Raw genomic sequence first — 22,676 nt, forward strand, 5'->3', positions numbered from 1 at the left:
CGGTCATCCGCGGCGGGCGACCCTTCCCTGCACGCCTTCGACGAGCCAGTTCATGTTGAGGATCTGCTCGTCGCTGAGGTTCTGCCCCTTGGGGATGACGACGTGGCCCTCGTTGTCGCGCACCTCGGCCGCTGCCTGGAAGGGCTTCACCTTGCCTGCGGCGATGTCCTGCTGCCGGGCCAGCACTTCGTCCTGCACGGCCTTCGGCACCTTGGGGCCGAAATCGCCGACGCGGATCAAGCCTTCCTTGACGCCGCCCCAGACGTTGCCGCTCTTCCAGGTGCCGTCGATCACGGCGCGCGCGCGCTCCGTGTAGTAGCCGCCCCATTGATGGGTGACCGCGACGATCTGCGCGTCGGGCGCGACCTTGCGCATGTCCGAGTGATAGGCCACTGCCATCTTGCCGCGCTCCTGGGCCGCGGCCATCACGGCGGTCGAACCGGTGTGGAAGGCGATCACGTCGGCGTCCTGGTTGAACAGGGCCATGGCCGCGTCGCGCTCCTTCGGTGGGTCGAACCACACGTCGAGCCAAACCACCTTGACCTGCGCCTTGGGATTGACCGAGCGCATGCCCAGCGTGAAGGCGTTGATGCCTTGCAGCACTTCGGGAATCGGGAAGCCCGCGACGTAGCCCGCGACGTTCGTCTTCGTCATGCGGCCGGCCGCGACGCCGGCCAGGTAGCGCCCTTCGTAGTAGCGCGCGTTCGCGGTCGCGACATTGGGCGCCGTCTTGTAGCCGGTGATCGACTCGAACTTCACGTCCGGAAAGTCGCGCGCGACCTTCATCGTGGGTTCCATGTAGCCGAAGCTGGGGGTGAAGATGAGCTTGTTGCCCTGCTGCGCCAGATCGCGAATGACGCGCTCGGCGTCGGCGCCCTCGGCGACGTTCTCGACGTAGGTGGTCTTCACCTTGCCGGCCAGCGCGGCCTCGACGGCCTTGCGGCCACTTTCATGCTGGCGAACCCATCCGGCATCGGTGATGGGCGCGACGTAGACAAAGCCGATCTTCAGCGGATCGGCCTTCGGCGCGGTTTGGGAAAAAGCTGGAAGAAAAAAGCAGGCGGCCGCGAGCGCGGCTGCGAGGTTTTTATACATGGTAGTCCTCTACATGGCCCCGGAATGAAGAATGGCGCTGTGGGGCGGCAGCGCCGGGCGGGTATTTTACCCGGGCGGCAGCATGCCCACCGCATGTCACTTCCAGTTGCGCAACAACGCTCACCGCTTCACGGCGCTGTCACGTTGGCTGCCTAGCCTCGGCGGCTTCCGAAACGATCCCCTGACAACTGGAGGAGATACCCATGCATGAAGCGGTTGCACACCTGCGCGCGAGTTGCGCATTGACCCTGGTCCTGGCCCTCGCCGCATGCGGCGGCAGCGGCGGCGGGACGCCGACGAGCCTTTCCGCATCGTCGACGTCGCCTTCGGCTGCCGCCGGCAGCCCGAAAGCCGATGCCGCGGCGCCGGCCGACGCCAGCGCCTCGAGCGACAAGCCCGACGTCCGCTACGCCCCCTGAACGACCGACACGAGGACCGGAACCATGAACTCGCGCCGCAGATTCATCCAGGGCACCGCCACCACCGGCATCGCCGCCGCCACGCTCGCAGCGTTTCCACCCAGCATCCGCCGGGCGCTCGCCATCCCCGCGCACAACGAGACAGGCACCATCAAGGACGTCAAGCACGTGGTGATCCTGATGCAGGAGAACCGCTCCTTCGACCACTACTTCGGCACGCTGCGCGGCGTGCGCGGCTTCGGCGACCGCTTCACCATTCCACTGCCGCAAGGCCGCAACGTGTGGCAGCAGGCCGACGCCAACGGGCAGCCGGTGCTCCCCTTCCACCTCGACAGCAGCAAGGGCAACGCGCAGCGCTTCAGCGGCACGCCGCACAGTTGGTCCGATGGGCAGAGCGCATGGGACGGCGGGCGCATCGACCAGTGGGCCCGCTACAAGACCGTCGCGTCGATGGGCTACTTCAAGGAGCCCGAACTGCCCTTTCAGTTCGCACTGGCCAATGCCTTCACGCTCTGCGACGCGTACCACTGCTCGATGCACACCGGCACCAACTCCAACCGCATGTTCATGTGGACCGGCACCAACGGCCCGACCGGCGCGGGCGTGGCCTCGCTCAACAACGAGTGGGATTCGATCGACGCATCGACGCTCGGCTACGAATGGAAGACCTACCCCGAACGCCTGCAGGAAGCCAAGGTGAGCTGGATCGTCTATCAGAACATGCCCGACAACTTCGGCGACAACCCGCTGGCCGGCTTCAAGCAGTATCGGAAGGCAAATGAAGCCTCGGGCAAGCCGGTGAGCAACGACGCGCTGTCGCCGGCGTACGACCCCGCGAGCGACGACGTCGGCAATCCGCTCTACAAGGGCATCGCCAACACCATGCCGGGCGACTTCAACAACGCACAGACCTACTTCGAACGCTTCCGCCAGGACGTGAAGAACGGCAAGCTGCCGCAGGTGTCGTGGATCATCGCGCCGGCGACCTACTCGGAGCATCCCGGGCCGTCCAGCCCGGTGCAGGGCGCGTGGTACATCCAGGAGACGCTGGACGCACTCACCGCCGTGCCCGCGGTGTGGAGCAAGACCGTGCTGCTCGTCAACTTCGACGAGAACGACGGCTACTTCGACCACCACCCTTCGCCCTCCGCGCCCTCGCTCAACCCCGACGGAACGCCTGCCGGCAAGACGACGCTGCCCGAATCCGACGTCGCCTTCGAGCGGTTCACCCATCCGAACCCGCCCGGCACCACCGGCCAGCCGCAGCCCGACGGCCGTGTCTATGGGCCCGGCGTGCGCGTGCCGATGTATGTGATCTCCCCCTGGAGCCGCGGCGGCTGGGTCAATTCGGAGGTCTTCGACCACACCTCCGTCATTCGCTTCCTGGAAAAGCGATTCGGCGTGAAGGAGCCAAACATCGGCCGCTTCCGCCGTTCCGTATGCGGCGACCTGACCACGGCCTTCAACTTCGCGCGCCCCAACGACGAGGTGCTCCCCACGCTGGCCGGACGAAAGACCCGCGACCAGGCCGACCTGCTGCGTGCCGACCAGGAAAAGCTCGCGCCCATCACGCCACCGGCGAATCCGCTGCTGCCGCGACAGGCCACCGGCACGCGGCCATCGCGCGCCCTGCCATACGAACTGCACGTGAGCGCGCGCACCGATTCGCTGCACGGCAGGGTCCGCCTCGTGTTCGCGAACACCGGCGAGGCCGGCGCCGTCCTCCATGTCTACGACAAGCTGCATCTGGACCGTCTGCCGCGCCGCTACATGGTGGGACACGGAGAGAAACTGGAGGACAACTGGGCCGCGATGGCCGACAACGCCGGCCTCTACGACCTGTGGGTGCTCGGCCCCAACGGCTTCCACCGCCACTTCAAGGGCGACCTGAATCGGCTGCGCGCCGGCGATGCACCCCAGCCGGAAGTGCGCGTGGGTTACGACGCGCGGCGCGGCGACTTGTACCTGAAGCTGCGCAACGACGGCGACCGTGCGTGCCGGTTCACGATCCAGGCCAAGGCCTATCGCGACGACGGCCCATGGGCGGTCCGCGTCAAGGGCGGCGGCGACGAAGAGAAGCATTGGGACCTGGATGCGAGCGGCCAGTGGTACGACTTCGCAGTCACCTGCGACTCGGACCCGGCCTACTACCGGCGCTTTGCCGGACGCGTGGAGACCGGCAGGCACTCGGTGAGCGATCCGGCTTTCGGCAAGCCGGATCTCTGATCCCGACCGGAACGCAGGCGGCCAGTTCAGCGGCCGCGCATGCTCGCGCGGACCGCTTCTCGCAACAACTCGGCCAGTCGCACCACCGGCGCTTCGGGCGCCACCTGCGCCCTGTACATGGCCAGCGCCATGTGCGGTAGCGCCGGCAAGCCGGCGTCGATGCGATCCATCACGCGCACATGCGGCGGCAGGCCGAAAGGCGTGCGCGCCGACAGACCCAGTCCTGCAGACGTGGCCGACCACAGGGCTGCAAGGCTCGCGCTGGTGAAGCTATGCCGCCATGGAATCCCCGCGCGGTCGAGCACGGCCGTGACCATGTCGCGCAACGGGCACGGCGCATCGAGCAGGACCAGCGGCAAGGGCTCTCGTGACTTGCGAGCGCCGCGGCGCTCGGTCCACCACGGTGCATCGAGCGCATCCGGCGCGGCAGGACCGACCCACTCGATGGGAAGCCGAATGAGTCGTTCGCCATGGGCCGGCGAGGCGCCCTCGCCGGCTTCCCAGATCAGCGCGAGATCGAGTTGTCCCAGCTCGAGCCGCTCCCGCAACTCGGCGCTGCGCGCCACGCAAGCTTCGATGCGCACCTTGGGATGCGCCCGCGCAAAACGTCCGAGCACGCCCGGCAACAACGACTCGCCCACGTCCTCCTGCAAGCCCAGGCGCACCCATCCTTGCAAGTCGACGCCCCGCATCGCTGCCGCCGCCTCGTCGTTGATTTCCAGCAAGCGGTGCGCGTAGGCCAGCATGGTTTCGCCCGCGTCCGTCAATTCAAGGCCGCGGCCTGCCTTGCGGAACAACGAGGTGCCGGCTTGTGCTTCGAGTTTCTTGAGCTGGGCGCTCACGGCCGAGGTGGAGCGCCCGAGCCTGTCGGCCGCGCGGGCATAGCTGCCAAGTGCCACGCCGGTAGAAAAACTGCGGAGCACATCGAGATCGAACATCACCTGGCTCATATTCAATCGTCCTGTTTTTTTGAACTGTCAGCCGATTATTTTCTGATTTTCAAAACCATTGCAACGACGGAAACTTCGCCGCACGATGCAACACGATCACGCCTCCCGCCCGGCACACCGCTGGAAGGTCCTTGCCGCCGGCGTCGCCGCCAACGCCGCTTTCTCCGTCGCGTTCAGCGGCATTCCCATGACCGCCGTCCTTATGCGCTCCGGCTATGGGCTCGACAACGCCACGCTGGGTCTCGTGCTCGGGTTGATGGGATTGGGCATCGCGGTCAGCGAATTGCCATGGGGGCTGCTGACCGACCGCTGGGGCGACAGGCCGGTGCTGCTCACGGGGCTCGGCGCCACGGCGCTGGCGCTCATCGCGATGGCGCTGTTTGCGGCGCCCTCGCCCCGGCACGTCCCCGGCCTGGGCTGGCTGTGCGGGGGGCTTCTGCTGGTCGGCTTGCTGGGCGGCAGTGTCAACGGTGCGAGCGGACGCGCCGTGATGAGTTGGTTCGCGGAAGGTGAACGCGGGCTCGCCATGAGCATTCGCCAGACCGCCGTGCCACTCGGCGGCGGCATCGGCGCATTGGTCCTGCCTGCGGTCGCGCTGCACTTCGGCTTTGCGGCGATCTACGGTCTGCTGGCAGCGCTGTGCGCGATCAGCGCCCTTCTGGCGTGGGCCTGGATCTGCGAACCGCCTGCGGCGCCGTTGCCATCCGGGGCGAAGGGTGGCGCCGACGAGCAGCGAGATGAACCGTTGCGGGATGCGCGCATCTGGCGCATCGTCGCGGGAATCGGCATCCTGTGTGCGCCGCAGTTCGCGGTACTTTCCTTCGGAACCGTCTTCCTGCACGACTTCGGCCATGCAGGCCTTGCAGCCATCTCGACCACGATGGTCGCCGTGCAGATCGGTGCCATGGCGATGCGCGTATGGAGCGGCCGGTGGACGGATCGCCGCAGAAACCGCCCGACCTACCTTCGCGCATGCAGCGCCCTGAGCGTGCTGCTCTTTGCACTGCTCGGCGGCGTGGCACTGGCCAGCGAAGGGTCTGTCGGCGACTCAGCCGCGCTGCGCTTCGCGCTGATCCTGCTGCTGGCGGCCTGTGGCGTGTGCGTGTCGGCCTGGCACGGCGTGGCCTACACCGAACTCGCCACGCTTTCGGGCGCCGCGCGCGCCGGCACTGCGCTGGGCATGGCCAACACCAGCGTGTTCGCGGTGTGCTTCCTTACGCCACTCGCGATTCCCCATCTGCTCACGCTGCAGGGGTGGCCGCTGGTCTGGTTCGCGGCCGCCGCCTGCGCGTTGGTGGCCCTGCCGCTCCTCGTGCCTCCCGTGCCGCGACGCCAGGCTCAGGCAAAAGCGTCGAACGCCGCGTTGAGCCGATCGACGTAGGCCCGCTTCGCCGCAGCGTCGACGAAGCTGCCCTCGAAGCTGTTGGCCGCAAGCTGCCACGCGTGCTGCGCCGTCAACCCGGTGGCCGCGAAGGTCTCGATGAAGTTCTGGTTCATGTAGCCGCCGAAGTAGGCCGGGTCGTCCGAGTTGACGGTGGCGACCAGGCCCGCGTCGAGCAGTTCGCGCAGGTTGTGCTGCCCCAGGTCGGGGAACACGCAGAGCTTGAGGTTCGACAGCGGGCACACGGTCAGCGGAATGCGATCCTGCGCGAGGCGCTTCATCAGCGCGGGGTCCTTGGTGCTCTGCACGCCGTGGTCGACGCGCTCGACCTTGAGCACGTCGAGCGCGCTCCACACGTAGGCGGGCGGCCCCTCTTCGCCCGCATGCGCAACGAGATGAAATCCCAGTTCGCGGCAGCGTGCGAACACGCGCGCAAACTTCTCGGGCGGATGGCCGAGCTCGCTCGAATCGAGGCCCACGCCGATGAAGCGGTCGCGGTACGGCAGCGCCTGCTCCAGCGTGGCGAAGGCATCCTCCTCGCTCAGGTGGCGCAGGAAGCACAGGATGAGCGCGGCATCGACGCCGAGCTTGTCCCTGGCATCGACACAGGCACGATGAAGGCCATCGATCACGGTCTGCATGGACACGCCGCGCTCGGTGTGCGTCTGCGGGTCGAAGAACATCTCTGTGCGGATGACGTTGTCCGCCGCCGCACGTTCGAGGTAGGCCCAGGCCATGTCGTAAAAGTCCTGCTCCTTGAGCAGCACGCTGGCGCCGGCATAGTAGATGTCCAGGAAGCTCTGCAGGTTGGTGAATGCGTAGGCGCGGCGGAGGTCTTCGACGCTGGCATAGGGAATGGCGACTCCGTTGCGCTGCGCAAGCGCGAAGATCAGCTCGGGCTCGAGCGAGCCCTCGATGTGCATGTGCAGTTCGGCCTTGGGCATGGCGCGCAGCAGCGCCGGAAGGCGGTCCGCGGGAATGTCGCGAACGGTGTGGCGGGGCGTATTCATCAGCAGACTCCGAAGGTGATGCCACGCATTCTGAGGTGGCGGCGGTAGAGGGAGGAGGCCTTGTCGGCCACGGTGTGCAGTTCGGCGCGCAGGTCCAGCGGCAGGCACTTGGGGCGCTGCGATTCGAGCACCGGCTTGTCCTGCAGGAAGATCGTGTCCTGGAAGGCGCGCAGCGCCGCGTCGTCGCGCTCGAAGTCGGCGGTGGCGAGGCGGAACCAGACGCGGCTGCGTTCGGCGTCGATCGGACAGATGTAGAGCGCGATGGATTCGCGGTAGTCGTCGATTCCGACGCTCTCGGCCTCGGGGATCTTGGTCAGCACCGCGGTGTAGGGCGCGGTGACTTCATAGGTGTACTCGACCTGCGCGGGCGCGGTCGAGTTGATGGTGGATTGCGGCTGCCAGGCCTTGCAGCCCGTCGCGAGCAGCCCATGCGGCGTGGCTTCGACACGATAGTCGTCGATCGCGGTCATGTCGCGCGCACCCAGCCAGCCCTCGTGCACGAAGCCGAAATGCGACATGTCGAGGAAGTTCTCGACCAGGCGCGGCGCACTGGTCTCGACGTCGTAGGGCCCGCAGTTGAGCTTGCGCAGCCGGGTGTCTTCCTCGGGCGTGAAAGCGGGTATCGCGTCTTCCTCGTCCCCGGCCGGAGCGTCGAGCCGCACCCACACCAGTCCATGCGCCACGCGCGCACTGTGCGTCATGGCGCGGTGCGTGGCCGGGGGACAAACGTCGGCAATGCGGGAACCTCCACGCAGCGGCCACCGGCCTCGAAGCGCCAGCCGTGATACGGGCACTCGAGGCGCGCGCCGCCTTCGCAGTTCACGACCTTGCCGAGCGAGAGTTGCGCGCCGCGATGCGGGCAGCGATCCGTCCATGCATGCACGGCGGCTGCATCGTCGCGCCACAGCACGAGGCTCTCGCCGAGCAGGCGCACTGGAACGGGCGCTTCGGCCACATCCTCGATCAGTGCGACGGGATGCCAGAGTTGTCTTTCAATCATCGTGGGACCTGAAACGAAAAAGGGTTGCCCCGGGAGGCAACCCTTTGCACCGGATGGCCGGGCCTTGCTTACTTCTTCTCGCCGCCGGGCACCGAGCCTTCCACGCCCTTGACGTAGAAGTTGACGCCGCTCAGGAACTTGTCGTCCGCTGCAGCGCCGGCAGCCACCAGTTCCTTGCCGTCCTGGCCGACGATCGGGCCCTTCCAGATCACGAAGCTGCCGTCCTTCAGGCCCTTCTTGACTTCATCGATCTTGGCTTTGGTTTCGGCCGGCACGTCTTCGGCGATCGACACCATGTCGATCGCGCCTTCCTTCACGCCCCACCAGGTCTGGCCGGTCGTCCACTTGCCGTCCAGCACGTCCTGGGTAGCCTTGATGTAGTAAGGCGCCCAGTTGATGATGGCCGAGCCCAGATGGGCCTTCGGGCCGTAGGCGGTCATGTCGGAATCCCAGCCGAAGGCGCGCTTGCCTTTTTCCTGTGCGGTCTTGAGCACGGCGGGCGAATCGGTGTTCTGGAACAGCACGTCGGCGCCGCCGTTGATCAGCGCCGTGGCCGCCTCGGTTTCCTTCGGCGGGCTGAACCATTCGTTGACCCACACCACCTTGGTCGTGATCTTCGGATTGACCGACTGCGCGCCCAGCGTGAAGCTGTTGATGTTGCGCAGCACTTCGGGGATCGGCACCGAGCCGACCACGCCCAGCGTGTTGCTCTTGGTCATCGAGCCGGCAATGATGCCGGCCATGTACGCGCCTTCGTAGGTGCGGCTGTCGTAGGTGCGCATGTTCTCGGCGGTCTTGTAGCCGGTGGCATGCTCGAACTTGACGTCCTTGTGGTCGGCAGCGACCTTCAGCATCGGCTCCATGTAGCCGAAGGTGGTGCCGAAGATCAGCTTGTTGCCCTGGCTCACCATGTCGCGGAACACGCGCTCGGCGTCGGCGCTTTCGGGCACGCTTTCGACGAAGGTGGTCTTGATCTTGTCACCGAATTCCTTCTCGAGCGCCTTGCGGCCGTTGTCGTGCGCGAAGGACCAGCCGCCGTCGCCCACCGGGCCGACGTAGGCGAAAGCGATGTTCAGCGGAGCGGCGGGCGCAGGTGCCGATGCGGCCGGAGCCGGTGCCGGGGCGGCGGGTGCGGGAGCCGGCGCTTCTTCTTTCTTGCCGCAGCCGATGAGGGCGGCCGAAGCGACCGCCGTCAGGGCGGCCAGCTTGAGCAGGGAACGCTTGTTCAGATCATTCATTTGTTTGAAATCCTCAAAGGACAGGTTGGCGAAGAAACAAAACGAAACGCGATTATGAGCCGGGGTAGAACGGTTTTCCTATGGAAGCCGGCATGTTGACGCGGATGAAGGCCGGGTTTCGCGAGATCAGCGCCAGCACCACGATCGGGGCGATGTAGGTCAGCATGCTCAGGAACTGGCTCGGCACGTTGACGCCGGTGCTCTGCAGGTGGAAACCCAGCATCGAGACGCCGCCGAACAGGTAGGCGCCGAGCAGCACCCGAATCGGCCGCCACGTCGCGAAGGTGGTAAGTGCCAGGGCGATCCAGCCGCGGCCGGCGACCATGCCCTCGACCCACAGCGGGGTGTAGACGGTCGAGAGATAGGCGCCCGCCAGCCCGCACAGCGCGCCGCCCGCGATCACCGCCATGAAGCGGATGCGCCGCACCGGATAGCCCAGCGCATGCGAAGACTCCGGCGATTCGCCCACCGAGCGCAGCACCAGCCCGGCGCGCGTCCGGTAGAGAAACCAGATCAGCCCGATCGTGAGCACCACCGCGAAATACACCATCGGGTGATGCCTGAACAGCGCCGGGCCGACGAGCGGAATGTCGCCCAGCACCGGCAGGGCGTAGGACACGCTCTCGGGCAGCTTGGCCTGCACGAAATTGATGCCGGCAAAGGCCGAGAACCCCACGCCGAAGAGGCTCAGCGCCAGCCCGGTCGCGTACTGGTTGGTGTTGAGCCAGATCACGAGCACCCCGAAGAAGGCCGAGAGCAGCGCACCCGCCGCCATGCCGGCGAGGAAGCCAAGCCAGTTGTTGTGCGTGGTCACGACGGTCGCGAAGCCGGCGATGGCGGCGCACAGCATGATGCCCTCGGCGCCCAGGTTGACGATGCCGGCCTTCTCGTTGATCAGAAGACCCAGCGCTGCGATCGCGAGCACCGTGCCGGCGCTCAGGGTGGACCCCAGGAGGAGTGCGTAGCTTTCCATCATGCCTCCCGACGGGCCGCCCCGAGGGAGGCATGCGCCCCCTCCGGCGGCAGCGAACACACGAAATGATGAGCGTGGGAGTACATCTATGCGGCTCCTTCTGTGGGACGGGCAACGGGTGCGGTAAGCGGGGTGCTGGCCTGAAGAGACGAGGTCCCCGGAGCCGCCGCGATCGCCTTGGGCGCCGACTTGCGCCGGATGCGATAGGCGATCAGCGTGTCGCACGCCAGCAGCGTGAACAGGAGCAGACCCTGAAACACCCCGGTCAACGATTTGGGCAAGCCCAACCGCGACTGCGCCAATTCGCCCCCTATATAGAACATGCTCATCAGGATCGCCGAGAAGATCATCCCCACGGGATGCAGCCGCCCGACGAAGGCCACGATGATCGCGGCGAAGCCATAGCCGGCCGGCACGTAGGGCGTGAGCTGGCCGATCGGACCCGCCACTTCGAGCGCCCCGGCCAGGCCTGCCGCGCCGCCCGAGGTCAGCAGTGCGATCCACACCGCACGCCGCGCCGAGAAGCCCGCGTAGCGCGCGGCCGCCGGCGCCAGCCCACCGACCTGCTGCGCGAAGCCCGCACGCGTCCGGAAGAGAAACACCCACAGCGCCGCCGAGCCGAGCAGCGCAATGATGAGCCCGATGCTCACGCGCGAACCCTTCATCAGCCGCGGGATCTGCGTCACCGCCTCGAAGGTCTTGGTCTGCGGGAAGTTGTAGCCCATCGGATCCTTCCACGGCCCGTAGACCATGTAGCCCAGCAGCAGCGTCGAGACGTACACCAGCATCAGGCTCACGAGGATTTCGTTCGCGTTGAACTTGTCGCGCAGAAAGGCGACGATGCCGGCCCACACCATGCCGCCCGCGATGCCCGCGAACAGGATCGCCGCGACGATCCAAGTTCCGGTCGTCTTGTCGGCCAGCAGCGCGACGCCGCCGGCAGCAATGGCGCCGAAGACGAACTGCCCCTCGGCGCCGATATTCCACACGTTGGAGCGAAAGCACACCGCGAGCCCGAGCGCGATGATCAGCAGCGGCGTCGCCTTGACCATCAGTTCGCCCAGCGCGTAGCCGCTCTTGATCGGCTCCCAGAAGAACACCGAGAGCCCTTTGACCGGGTCCTTGCCCAGCATCGCGAAGAGCACCATGCCGATCACCACCGTGACCAGCAACGCCAGGATCGGCGAGCCGTAGCTCCAGAAACGCGAGAGCTGCGGGCGGGGTTCGAGCTTAAACATGGGCCACCTCCGCGGACGCCGTGGCGGCGCGATGCGATTTATCCCAGAGACCGCTCATCCACTCGCCGATCTGCGGCACGGTGGCCGCGGCACGGTCGATGGAAGGCGAAAGCCGGCCCTTGGCGATCACGTGCAGGCGGTCGCTGATCTCGAAGAGTTCGTCGAGTTCTTCGCTCACCACCAGCACCGCACAGCCGGCGTCGCGCAGCGCAAGGATCTCCCCGCGAATGAGCGCCGCCGCGCCCACGTCCACACCCCAGGTCGGCTGCGAGACGATGAAGATCTTCGGGTTGGCGTCGATCTCCCGCCCGACGATGAATTTCTGCAGATTGCCGCCCGACAGCGAGCGCGCCGCCGCGTTCGGCCCGCCTGCCTTGACGTTGAAGCGCTGGATGATGTCGCTCGCATGCTGCTGCAGCGCGCGGGTGCGAATCCAGCCGCCCTTGCCCACCGCGTTGCTGCGCGTGAGCAGCAGGTTGTGCGCCAGCCCGAGCGTAGGCACCGCACCGCGGCCCAATCTTTCCTCCGGCACGAAGTGCAGCCCCAGCCCGCGCCGCCGGCGCGGCCGGAAATGCGCGGCCGGCTGGCCGAACACCTGGATCATCGGCGCCTCGGCGCGCGTGTCCTCGCCCGAGAGCGCGTAGAGCAATTCCTTCTGGCCGTTGCCCGACACACCGGCAATGCCCACCACCTCGCCGGCGCGCACGTCGAGCGAGATGCCGTCGAGATCGACGCCGAACTGGTCCTCCCGCGCCAGCGTCAGCCCCTTGACCTGCAGCGCCACCGCGCCCGCGTGGATCGGCCGGTGCGTCAGCGGCGGCGGCTCCGCGCCGATCATCAGGCGCGACAGCGATTCGTTGGATTCGTTCTGCGGGTTGCACACCCCGGTGACCTTGCCGCCGCGCAGCACCGTGCACGCCGTGCAGAGCTCGCGGATCTCATGCAGCTTGTGGCTGATGTAGAGGATGCTGCAGCCTTCGGATGCGAGCTGCTTGAGCACGACAAAGAGCTTTTGCACCGCCTGCGGCGTCAGCACCGAGGTCGGCTCGTCGAGGATCAGCAGCTTGGGGTCGGTCAGCAGCGCGCGGATGATCTCGACGCGCTGCATCTCGCCGACCGACAGCGTGTGGACCGGGCGCGAAGGATCGATGTCCAGCCCGTACTCGCCGGCCTTGGCCTGCACGCGGCGCGCCACCTCGGCGAGCGCCAGGCTCTTGTCGAGTCCGAGCCAGACATTCTCGGCCACGGTCAGCGTGTCGAACAGGCTGAAATGCTGGAACACCATGCTGATGCCCAGCGCCCTCGCCTCCTGCGGATTGCGCACGTTGACCGGCTGGCCGTTGAACATCACGCTGCCTTCATCGGGCTTCACCGAGCCGTAGATGATCTTCATCAGCGTGGATTTGCCGGCGCCGTTTTCGCCGAGCACCGCGTGGGTTTCACCGGGGGCCACCGTCAGCGACACATCGCTGTTGGCGACCACTGCGGGATAGCGCTTGGTGATGTGCGCGAGTTGGAGTCTGTGGATTGTCATGCCTATGCCTGGCCTGTGGGTTGTCGTTCGAGCCCTGAACCGCCCCCTGGGCGGTCGCCGTATTGTCGTCAGTGTCCGCCGATGTAGATGAACTTGAAAAGGAACACGCCGCCGATCAGCCACACCATCCAGTGCACCTGCTTGGCCTGGCCGGTGAACAGCTTGAGCACCGCATAGGTGATGAAGCCGAACGCCAGCCCGTTGGCGATGGAATAGGTGAAGGGCATCGTCAGCGCCGTCACGGCGGCCGGGATGACCTCGGTCGTCTCGTCCCAATCGAGCTCGGTCAGTTCCCTAAGCATCAAACAGGCCACGAAGAACAAGGCGGGCGCGGTGGCATAGGCCGGCACCGCGCCGGCCAGCGGCGAAATGACCAGCGCCGCCAGGAACAGCACCGCCACCGTGAGGGCCGTGAGACCCGTCCGTCCGCCGGCCTGCACGCCCGCCGCGCTCTCGACATAGGCGGTGGTGCTGGAGGTGCCCAGCAGCGATCCCGCGAAGATCGCGCCGCTGTCGGCCAGGAGCGCCTTGTTGAGCCGGTCCATCTTGCCCGGCACCAGCAGGCCGGCGCGCCGGGCCACGCCCATCAGCGTGCCGGTGGCGTCGAACAGCTCGACCAGGAAGAAGACCAGGATCACGTTCAGGATGCCGCCCGACAGCGCCGCCTTGATGTCGAGTTGCAGGAAGGTCGGCGCGATCGACGGCGGCGCCGCGAAGATGCCGTGGAAGGTGTTGCCGCCGAAGAAGAAGGACAGCACGGTCACCGCGATGATGCCGATCAGGATCGCTCCGGGCACCTTGAGCCGGTCGAGCACCACGATCAGGAAGAAGCCCAGCGTCGCCAGCACCACCTCCGGCGTGTGCAGGTCGCCGAGCGTGACGTAGGTCGCCTTCGACGGCGCCACGATGCCTGCGCTCTTGAGCGCGATGATCGCCAGGAAGAGGCCAATGCCCACGGTGATCGCGATGCGGATCGAATGCGGTATGCCCCGGATGATCAGCTCGCGCAACTTGAACACCGTGACCAGCAGGAAGAGGCAACCCGAGACGAAGACCGCGCCCAGCGCCGCCTGCCAGGTAAAGCCCATCTGCAGCACCACCACGTAGGCGAAGTAAGCGTTGAGCCCCATGCCCGGCGCCAACGCGATCGGGTAGTTGGCGTAGAGGGCCATGATGCCCGTGCCCAGCGCGGCGATCAGGCAGGTGGCGACGAACACGGCGTCCTTCGGCATGCCCGCGTCGCCGAGGATCGACGGGTTGACGAAGATGATGTAGGCCATCGTCAGGAAAGTGGTGAGGCCCGCCACCAGTTCGGTGCGGATGGTGGTGTTGTGCTCCCTGAGCTTGAACACCCGTTCCGCCCAGCCCCTTGCGGCGGGCTGCGTCGGTGCGCCGTGCTCCTTGATGTCGAGCACTTGTTCTGTCCGGTTCATCGTCTTGTCTCCGAGTCTTTATGGATCGATGGCGTTGTCTGTCCTTGCTCGCGACGCCGGCGCGAGATCTATCTATTCAGGGCCGCCCGCCTGTGCAGTGGGTCGCAGCGACGCCGCCACGGCCTTGGCGCGCTCGCGCAGCCAGCGCGCCGAACTCGACGAGTGCGTGCGCTCGTGCCAGAGCTGGTAGTACATGAGGCGCGGCAGCGGCACCGGGCATTCGAGAATCGCGACCGGCAACCGGTCGAGAAAGCGCTCGCAATACTGGCGGCCGGTGGTCAGCACCAGCAGGCTCGAAGCCACCATGTCCGGAATGAGGCCGAAGTGCGCGCAGCGCGCCGTGATGTTTCGCTGCCGGCCCATTTCGTCGAGCATCTGGTCGATGATCCCGCGCGCACCCGGATGGGTGGGCGTGGGCGCGATGTGCTCGGCCGAGAGCCAGCTCTCCAGGTCCCAGCCGCGCCGCACGGCCGGATGGTCCTTGTTGACCAGCGACACGATCTCGTCGCCGAAGAGCCTCGCCATGTGCAGGTCTTCCGGCGGCTTCAGCCAGTTGCCGATCACCACGTCGACCTGACCCAGCGAAAGATGCGCGTGGTAGTCCGAGTCGGAGCTCAGCGGATGGATCTCGATGTGGCACAGCGGCGCCTGGCTCTTGATCTGCGCGACCAGATGCGGCAGGAAGAGCGGGTCCATGTAGTCGCTTGCCGCGATGCGGAAGGTGGTTGCCGCCGTCTGCGGATCGAAGCCGCGCGCGTCGCTGAACAGCACCTCGGCCGAGCGCAGGATGGCGGCGCTGGGCTCGATCATCCTCAGGCCCGCATCGGTCGGCACCATGCCCGAGCCGGAGCGCACCAGCAGCGGGTCGCCCGACAGTTCACGCAGCCGCTTGAGGGCTGCGGAAACGGCGGGCTGGTACATCCCCAATCGGATGGCGGCACGCGAGACGCTGCGGTCGGTCAACACGGTATGTAGAACCCTGATGAGATGAAGATCGATCTTGTCTAGAAGCGCTTGGTCTCTCATGGCTGCCCACCGTGGTCTGGAATGTGCGGGCAGTTATACAGCGCTGCATTCACATGGAAGTGCCCTCAGGCGGCCGCGTTCTGCACCGCGGTGATCGCTCGGAGAATGGCCTCGCTCGTCGCCGGGGCGCGCAATTGCGGATCGGTCCGATGCTCGCCCACGGCCGACACGGCGTCGCGGATCGCGAAGAACACCGAGAACGGCAGCAACAGCGGCGGCTCGCCGACGGCCTTGCTGCGATGGATCGAGTCCTCGAAGTTCTGGCCCTCGAACAGCCGCACGTTGAACACCGGCGGGCAGTCATTGGCCGTCGGGATCTTGTAGGTGCTCGGCGCGTGCGTGGTCAGCAGGCCCGTCTTCGGGTGCCACACCAGTTCCTCGGTCGTGAGCCAGCCCATGCCCTGGATGAAGGCGCCTTCGACCTGGCCGATGTCGACCGCCGGGTTCAGCGACTTGCCGGCGTCGTGCAGGATGTCGGCGCGCAGCAGCTTCCATTCGCCGGTGAGCGTGTCGACGATCACCTCGCTCACCGCCGCGCCGTAGGCGTAGTAGAAGAACGGGCGGCCGAACATCTTGTCCTTGTCCCAGCTCAGGCCCGGGGTGGCGTAGAAGCCGTCGGACCAGAGCTGCACACGGTCGAGGTAAGCCTCGCCCACCACGCTGCTGAACGAGAGCGTGCGGCCGTTGACCTCGACCTTGTCATTGGCGAAGCGCACGGCCGAAGCGTCGCCGCCATGGCGATTGGCGGCGCAGGCGGCAAGCCGCTCGCGAATCTGCCGCGCCGCGTCCTGCGCGGCCTTCCCGTTCAGGTCGGCGCCGGTCGAGGCGGCCGTGGCAGAGGTGTTGGCAACCTTCTGCGTGTCGGTGGCTGTCACCCTCACGCTCTCGAAGCTCACGCCCAGCTCGTGAGCCACCACTTGCGCCACCTTGGTGTTGAGGCCCTGCCCCATCTCGGTGCCGCCGTGGTTCACGAGGATCGAGCCGTCGGTGTAGACGTGAACCAGCGCCCCGGCCTGGTTGAAATGCTTGACGTTGAAGGAGATGCCGAACTTCAGCGGCGCCAGGGCAATGCCGCGCTTGAGAACCGGGCTCTTCGCATTGAAGGCCGCGATCTCTTCCCGGCGGCCGCGGTAGCCGCTGCTGGCTTCCAGCTCGGCCACGAGCTCGTGAATGATGTTGTCGCTCACGACCTGGCCGTAGGGAGTGACGTTGTTCTCCCCCTTGCCGTAGAAATTGACGCGCCGCACATCCAGCGGATCGCGCCCGAGTTCGCGCGCCACGCTGTCGAGAATGTTCTCGATCGCGATCGCGCCCTGCGGACCGCCGAAGCCGCGGAACGCCGTGTTGCTCTGGGTGTTGGTCTTGCCCGAGTAGCCGTGCATGGCCACGTCGGGCAGCCAGTAGGCGTTGTCGAAGTGGCACAGCGCACGCGTCATCACCGGGCCTGACAGGTCGGCCGAGTGGCCGGCGCGCGAAACCATCGTGATCTCGGCGCCGAGGATGCGGCCGTCGTCGTCGTAGCCGACTTCGTATTCGTACCAGAAGCAATGGCGCCGGCCGGTGATCATGAAGTCGTCGTCGCGGTCCAGCCGCAGCTTGACCGGGCGCTTGAGCTTGTTGGCCGCGATCGACGCCACGCAAGCGAAGAGCGCGGACTGGGATTCCTTGCCGCCGAAGCCGCCGCCCATGCGACGGCATTCGACGTGCACTTCGTTCGCGTGCAGGTGCAGCGCGTGGGCCACCAGATGCTGCATCTCGCTCGGATGCTGCGTCGAGCAGTACACGTGCATCGTGCCGCCTTCCTTCGGAATGGCATAGCTGATCTGGCCTTCGAGGTAGAACTGCTCCTGCCCGCCGACGTCGAGCTCGGCCTTGAGCCGGTGCGGCGCCTTCGCAATCGCGGCCTGTGCGCCGCCTTCGTTCGTGGCGCGCACCAGGTGCATCGGCGGAACCACGTACTGCTCCTTGGCGTGCGCATCCTGCGGCGTGAGCACGGGCGGCGCAGCCTCGATGTCGAGCACGTCCTTGGCACGGGCCGCGGCACGGCGCGCGGCGTCGCGCGTCTCGGCGATGACGGCAAACACCGGTTGTCCCATGTAGCGGATGTCGCCACTGCACAGGATGGGGTCGTCGTGAATGATCGATCCGCAATCGTTGCTGCCCGGAATGTCGGCCGCCGTGATCACGGCCACCACGCCCGGCATGGCCCGGATGGCGTCGAGCTTCATGTCCTTGAGCCGGCCATTGGCAATGGGCGACAAGCCCAGGGCGCAATGCAGTGTGCCGGCCAGTTCGGGAATGTCGTCGATGTAGGTCGCTTCCCCAGCGACGTGCAACTGGGCCGACTCGTGCGGCCGGCTGATGCCCACGCGCGCGCCGTCGCCATGCGCTTTCGCTTCGGCGCGTTCGTCGATGCGCGCCGCGGTGTTGGTCAGGTAGTCGGCAAAGGCTTCGGCGGACTTGAACAGGCTGGGATCGAGGGGTTTGTTCATCTCAGGCTCCTTCGACGCTCGTTTCGTGGGGCATCACGCTCCAGACGCTGGTCGCCTCCACCGGCAACGGATCGGTCGTGCGCGTCTCCAGCCACAGGCGTTGCAGCAGGTTCTGCGCCACCTGCAGGCGGTAATCCGCGCTGGCGCGCATGTCGGTCAGCGGCTTGAAATCCTGAGCCAGCGCCAGCTTGGCGGCGTTCACGCTGGCCTGCGTCCAGGCCTTGCCGACCAGCGCGGCTTCGGCTTGCGCGGCGCGCTTCACGGTCGCGGCCATGCCGCCGAAGGCAAGCCGCACTTCCTTTACCACATCGCCGTCCAGCTCGACGGCGAAGCCGCCGCACAGGGCCGAAATGTCGCAGTCGAAACGCTTGCTGATCTTGTAGGCCCGCACCTGGCGCCCGAGCGCCGCCAGCGGCACCGAGAGACCCTGCACGAACTCGCCGGGCTCCAGCCGGTTCTTCATGTAGTCGACGTAGAAATCCGGCAGCGGCATGCGGCGCACCTTGTCGCCGCGGCGCAGCTCGATCTGGGCGTCCAGCGCCATGAGAACCGGCGGCGAATCGCCGATCGGCGAACCATTGGCGACGTTGCCGCCCATCGTGCCGGCGTTGCGGATGGGCGGCGACGCGAAGCGCAGCCAGACGTCGGTGAGGCTCGGAACGCGCCGGGTCAGCGCGCGGAAGGCGTTCTCGAGCGAGGCGCCGGCGCCGATATAGAGCGCATCGCCGCGCTCCTCGACCGTCTTCATCTCGGCCACGTCGCCGACGAAGATGATGTCGCCGAGGTCGCGGAACTGCTTGTTGACCCAGAGGCCGACGTCGGTCGATCCGGCGAGCAACTGCGCCGTCGGCTTGGCTTCGCGCAGAGCGGCGAGTTCATCCAGCGTGGTCGGCGCGTGGAAGTGGTCCAGGCGCTGACCGAGCGGGGCGGCGTATTCGAAGGTCTGGTCGTGCTGCAGGCTGGTCAAGGCCTGCACCACGGGCTGCGTGTCGAGGCGCACGTCGGGCAGGTCGAACATGCGCTGGCCGGCGTCGAGGATCGGGCGGTAGCCGGTACAGCGGCACAGGTTGCCCGAGAGATCGTCGGCGAGTTGCTGTCGCGTGGGCCGCGTGCCGCCGGCCTGATGATGTTCGTAGGTCGACCACAGCGACATCACGAAACCGGGGGTGCAGAAACCGCACTGCGAGCCGTGGCAGTCGACCATCGCCTGCTGCACCGGATGCAGGCGCTGCACCGGGTGCTTGTCGTGCTGCTGGGCGTCGTGGCCGTGGCTGCATTGCGCCTTCAGGTCTTCGACCGTGAACAGCGCCTTGCCGTGCAGCGTCGGCAGGAACTGGATGCAGGCATTGACCGTCGACAGGCGCAGTCCGTCGACCGCACCGTGCTCGCCGGCATCGGCAAGCTCGCCGATCACCACGGTGCATGCACCGCAATCGCCCTCGTTGCATCCCTCCTTGGTGCCGGTACAGCGGGCGTCCTCGCGCAGCCAGTCGAGCACCGAACGGGTCGGATGCACGCCGCTGACGTCGACGATCCGGCCGCGGTGGAAGAAGCGGATGGGTTGGGTGCTCGGTGTCATGCTCATGCTCGTGGGGGCAACGGGGTTATCGCGATCAAAAATCGGGCCAACTGGAAGTTAGTCCTTTGGCGCACCAAATGCATACGGTCACGGCCATAGCGCCTATGTGGGGCTTGGTATGTGACGCTGGGGAAAACCCTTGAATCGGGTTCCATTGTGTTCCCGGGAAGGGTTCGGGAACAGGGATGTGCGCGCCGCCGACGCGGGGAATCGATTCGCCGCCCTAGGCAAACAGATCCCGGATGACCTGCCGCAACCACCGGTTCGCCGGATCCGCCTCGAAGCGCTTGCTCCAGTGCAGCGACACGGTGAAATCCCGCAGCGGAAAGGCCGGCTCGACGATCGCGTAGCCGCCCTCCTCCGCGAAGCCGCGCGCGATGTTGCGCGGCATCACGACCGCCAGGTCTGTCGCGCGGACGATGGCGGGCAGCACCATGAAATGCTCGGTCGTCAGGCGCACCCGGTCTTCCAGGTTCAGTAGTTGAAGAATGCGCAGCGTTTCCGCGTGCGTGCGCACTGCGACGTACTCCAACTTCTGCAGCGATGCCAGCAGCGCCTGGCCGTTGCGCCGCGAACGCGCGAAGGGATGGCCGTTGCGCAGCAGCACGATGTAGCGGTCCTTCAACAGCGTCACGCGCTGCGTATCCCCCACTTTTGGCAGGAAGCCGAAGGCGAAGTCGACTCGGCCGCCATCCAGCGCGGGCGCGATCTCGGTGGGTTGCAGCGGCAGGGTCTCCAGCCGCACGCCAGGCGCGAGTTCGCCGAGCCTGGCCATCAGCGCCGGCAGGAAGCGGCCCTCGCCGATGTCGCTCATGTGGATGCGGAAGGTCTTGCGCGAGGCGCCGGGCTCGAAGCGGTCGGGCTCGTTCAAGGCGACTTCCAGCGTGCCCAATGCCGACTGCACCGCCACCGCGAGCCGATCGGCGCGCGGCGTCGGCGATACGCCGCCCGGCTTGCGGACGAAGAGAGCGTCCTTCAGCAGCAGGCGCAGCCGGCCCAGCCCGTGGCTCGCCGCGGGCTGGGTGAGCCCGAGCGATTCGGCTGCCCGACTCACGTTGCGGGCGCGGTAGACGGCGTCGAACAGGCGCAGCAGGTTGAGGTCGATGGCATCGATATGCATGGGATTCATGTCGCTTAGCTGGATTATTTTATTGATGGTGACCGGTCGCAACCTCAAACTGCTGGACGGCGTCACGCCGACAACACGAGAAGGAGACACGACATGGCCATGATCCGTCCGTATGCGGCAATTGCCGCCTTGACCTGCGCGGCGACTGCCGCGTGGGCGCAGCAGCCACCGACCGAAGAACCCGGTTGGGCGAAGGGCCGTCCCAAGACCGAGGCCGCCACGCGCATGGCGCCGGTGCCGGCCTTTCCCATCCCCACGGCAGCGGACCAGCTTCCGACGAAGAAGTTCAAGCTGCCGCCGGGCTTCAAGGTCGAGACCTGGGCATCGGGCGTGCTCGATGCTCGAGAGCTTCGCCAAGGCGCCAAGGACAATGTGTTCGTGAGCACGCTCTTCGTGGGCAACAAGGTCTACGCCATTCCCGAGAAGGGCAAGCACGAGGCCAAGGTCATCATCGACAAGCTGCCGATGGCGGCCGGCATCGAGTACCACAATGGTTCTCTTTACGTGGCCACGAACACGCACATCTACCGCTACGACAACATCGAGGACAAGCTCGACAACCCCGGCACTCCGACGGTGCTCTACGACAAGCTGCCCGGAGGCAACGACCACAGCTGGAAGTTCCTGCGCATCCGCGACAACAAGCTCTACTTCCCGATCGGAGCGCCTTGCAACATCTGCGATCCGGGTGAATACGCCAAGATCTACCGGATGAATCTCGATGGCAGCAACATCGAGACGGTCGCCAGCGGCGTGCGCAACACGGTGGGCTTCGACTTCGAACCCAAGACCGGCTACCTCTGGTTCACCGACAACGGCCGCGACTGGTTCAGCGAAGAATTGCCGAACGACGAACTCAACGTGGTGACGAAGCCGAACCAGCACTTCGGCTATCCGTACTGCCACCAGGGCAACATTCCGGACCCGGAATTCGGCTGGGGCAAGAGCTGCAGCGACTACCAGAAGCCGGCCGCGCTGCTCGGCCCGCATGCAGGCTCGCTGGGCCTCAAGTTCTACAACGGCAAGATGTTCCCGGCCAAGTACCAGGGCGCGATGTTCATCGCGCGCCACGGCCCCTGGAATCGCACCGTCAAGTACGCGGACGTCTCCGTCGCATGGCCCGACGGAAAGGGTGGTGCGAAGGTCGAGCCCTTCATGACCGGCTTCGTGGAGAACAACAGCTACCTCGGCCGGCCAGTCGACTTTCTCGTGCTCAAGGACGGATCGATGCTGGTGAGCGACGACCACGCGGGTGCGATCTACCGCATCAGCTACGGCGGCAAATGAGAGGACGGGCAAGACTGGCGATTTCGGTAGCCGCTGCGCTGCTTGGACTGGCGGCGCTGCCGGCCGGCGCCCAGGGCAAACCCGCGCCCGAGAGCTACAAGCAGCGCTTCGCGTCGCTGTGCGCAGCCTGCCACGGCGCGAACGGGCGCAGCGACATGCCGGGAACGCCGGCCCTTGCCGGACAGCATTCCTTCTATGCGATCACGCAGCTCTTCCTGTTTCGTGAAGGGCGGCGCGCCAACGAAGCGATGACCGCGGTGGCCAAGACCATGTCCGACCAGGATCTGCGCGGCTTCTCCGAATACATCGGCACCTTGCCGCCCGTCCCAGCGCCGCCGCCTGCCACGCCGCCCGATGCGGCACGCATGGCACGCGGACAGGCCCTGGCCCAGGAGCATCGCTGCCTGATGTGCCATGGGGCCGACCTGAGCGGCGGACAACAGGTGGCGCGCATCGGGCAGCAGCGAGAGGACTACCTGCAGATGACGCTGCGTGAGTTCAAGTCGGGCAAGCGCCCAGGCTACACGCAGGCGATGGGCGAGGCGGTGAGCCGCATCCCCCCCGAGGATCTCGACACCATCGCCTACTACGTGGCGCGCTTCCCCGGCGAACCCGCCAAGCCGGCGGGCAAATAGGAACGGTTCCAGGAAAACGGCGTCGGCGAAA

At 66.6% G+C, this 22,676-nt stretch carries 17 protein-coding genes and 1 pseudogene; 5 read left to right on the forward strand and 13 right to left on the reverse strand.

All coding sequences use genetic code 11. The features are described 5' to 3' along the window. Positions 1-3: 3 nt before the first annotated feature. Positions 4-1,095, reverse strand: a complete 1,092-nt coding sequence (locus tag QTH97_RS28485; protein WP_286571893.1) for a BMP family ABC transporter substrate-binding protein — start codon at positions 1,093-1,095, stop codon at positions 4-6. A gap of 203 nt (positions 1,096-1,298) precedes the next feature. Between QTH97_RS28485 and QTH97_RS28490 the strand changes: the two genes are divergently transcribed. Beyond that, positions 1,299-1,514, forward strand: a complete 216-nt coding sequence (locus QTH97_RS28490; protein WP_286571894.1) for a hypothetical protein — start codon at positions 1,299-1,301, stop codon at positions 1,512-1,514. A gap of 24 nt (positions 1,515-1,538) precedes the next feature. After that, a complete protein-coding gene (locus QTH97_RS28495) occupies positions 1,539-3,740 on the forward strand; it encodes a phosphocholine-specific phospholipase C (protein ID WP_286571895.1) in 2,202 nt (733 codons plus the stop codon). 26 nt (positions 3,741-3,766) lie between these two features. Here the strand turns inward: QTH97_RS28495 and QTH97_RS28500 are convergent, their stop codons facing one another. Next, complete coding sequence (locus QTH97_RS28500; RefSeq protein WP_286571896.1) at positions 3,767-4,690, reverse strand: LysR substrate-binding domain-containing protein; 924 nt, start codon at positions 4,688-4,690, stop codon at positions 3,767-3,769. Positions 4,691-4,775: 85 nt separating this feature from the next. Here QTH97_RS28500 and QTH97_RS28505 point away from each other — a divergent pair, with 85 nt between their 5' ends. Continuing rightward, positions 4,776-6,071, forward strand: a complete 1,296-nt coding sequence (locus QTH97_RS28505) for an MFS transporter (RefSeq protein WP_286571897.1) — start codon at positions 4,776-4,778, stop codon at positions 6,069-6,071. On the opposite strand, the gene QTH97_RS28510 is transcribed toward QTH97_RS28505, so the two are convergent. The 11 genes and pseudogenes from QTH97_RS28510 to QTH97_RS28560 all read right to left on the reverse strand — a co-directional run bounded on the left by QTH97_RS28510 (position 6,029) and on the right by QTH97_RS28560 (position 20,723). After that, positions 6,029-7,081, reverse strand: coding sequence for an adenosine deaminase (locus tag QTH97_RS28510; protein ID WP_286571899.1), 1,053 nt, complete (start codon positions 7,079-7,081; stop codon positions 6,029-6,031). The two genes, QTH97_RS28505 and QTH97_RS28510, sit on opposite strands and share 43 nt — an antisense overlap. Next, positions 7,081-8,081 (reverse strand): annotated as a pseudogene (locus QTH97_RS28515) (aromatic ring-hydroxylating dioxygenase subunit alpha). The gene QTH97_RS28510 and the pseudogene QTH97_RS28515 overlap by 1 nt, the downstream one beginning before the upstream one ends. Positions 8,082-8,149: 68 nt before the next feature. After that, entirely contained in the window at positions 8,150-9,319 is a 1,170-nt protein-coding gene (locus QTH97_RS28520; RefSeq protein WP_286571900.1) for a BMP family ABC transporter substrate-binding protein, read from the reverse strand. Positions 9,320-9,371: 52 nt separating this feature from the next. Beyond that, positions 9,372-10,292 carry an ABC transporter permease gene (locus QTH97_RS28525; RefSeq protein ID WP_286571991.1) on the reverse strand — a complete coding sequence of 307 codons (921 nt, stop codon included), beginning with the start codon at positions 10,290-10,292 and terminating at the stop codon, positions 9,372-9,374. 86 nt (positions 10,293-10,378) lie between these two features. After that, complete coding sequence (locus tag QTH97_RS28530) at positions 10,379-11,530, reverse strand: ABC transporter permease (RefSeq protein WP_286571901.1); 1,152 nt, start codon at positions 11,528-11,530, stop codon at positions 10,379-10,381. Next, the gene (locus QTH97_RS28535) at positions 11,523-13,064 is read right to left on the reverse strand and encodes an ABC transporter ATP-binding protein (RefSeq protein ID WP_286571902.1); all 1,542 of its coding nucleotides are present in this window, start codon (positions 13,062-13,064) and stop codon (positions 11,523-11,525) included. Before QTH97_RS28535 ends, QTH97_RS28530 begins: the two co-directional genes overlap by 8 nt. A gap of 68 nt (positions 13,065-13,132) precedes the next feature. Continuing rightward, the gene (locus QTH97_RS28540; RefSeq protein ID WP_286571903.1) at positions 13,133-14,497 is read right to left on the reverse strand and encodes an NCS2 family permease; all 1,365 of its coding nucleotides are present in this window, start codon (positions 14,495-14,497) and stop codon (positions 13,133-13,135) included. Between the two features lie 72 nt (positions 14,498-14,569). Continuing rightward, positions 14,570-15,523: a LysR family transcriptional regulator gene (locus QTH97_RS28545; protein WP_286571904.1), complete on the reverse strand. Its 954-nt coding sequence runs from the start codon at positions 15,521-15,523 to the stop codon at positions 14,570-14,572. 65 nt (positions 15,524-15,588) lie between these two features. After that, positions 15,589-18,015, reverse strand: coding sequence for a xanthine dehydrogenase molybdopterin binding subunit (xdhB, locus tag QTH97_RS28550; RefSeq protein WP_286571905.1), 2,427 nt, complete (start codon positions 18,013-18,015; stop codon positions 15,589-15,591). Between the two features lies 1 nt (position 18,016). Beyond that, positions 18,017-19,600 (reverse strand): xanthine dehydrogenase small subunit, encoded by a 1,584-nt coding sequence (xdhA, locus tag QTH97_RS28555; protein WP_286571906.1) that lies wholly within the window; start codon positions 19,598-19,600, stop codon positions 18,017-18,019. A 217-nt stretch (positions 19,601-19,817) separates the two neighbouring features. Beyond that, positions 19,818-20,723: a LysR family transcriptional regulator gene (locus tag QTH97_RS28560; protein WP_286571907.1), complete on the reverse strand. Its 906-nt coding sequence runs from the start codon at positions 20,721-20,723 to the stop codon at positions 19,818-19,820. Positions 20,724-20,816: 93 nt separating this feature from the next. Here QTH97_RS28560 and QTH97_RS28565 point away from each other — a divergent pair, with 93 nt between their 5' ends. Next, on the forward strand, positions 20,817-22,010 hold the full coding sequence (locus QTH97_RS28565) for a PQQ-dependent sugar dehydrogenase (RefSeq protein WP_286571908.1): 1,194 nt from the start codon (positions 20,817-20,819) through the stop codon (positions 22,008-22,010). Beyond that, on the forward strand, positions 22,007-22,645 hold the full coding sequence (locus tag QTH97_RS28570) for a c-type cytochrome (protein WP_286571909.1): 639 nt from the start codon (positions 22,007-22,009) through the stop codon (positions 22,643-22,645). Before QTH97_RS28565 ends, QTH97_RS28570 begins: the two co-directional genes overlap by 4 nt. Positions 22,646-22,676: the final 31 nt, after the last annotated feature.

Source organism: Variovorax gracilis, assembly GCF_030317115.1.
GTDB lineage: Bacteria > Pseudomonadota > Gammaproteobacteria > Burkholderiales > Burkholderiaceae_C > Variovorax > Variovorax gracilis.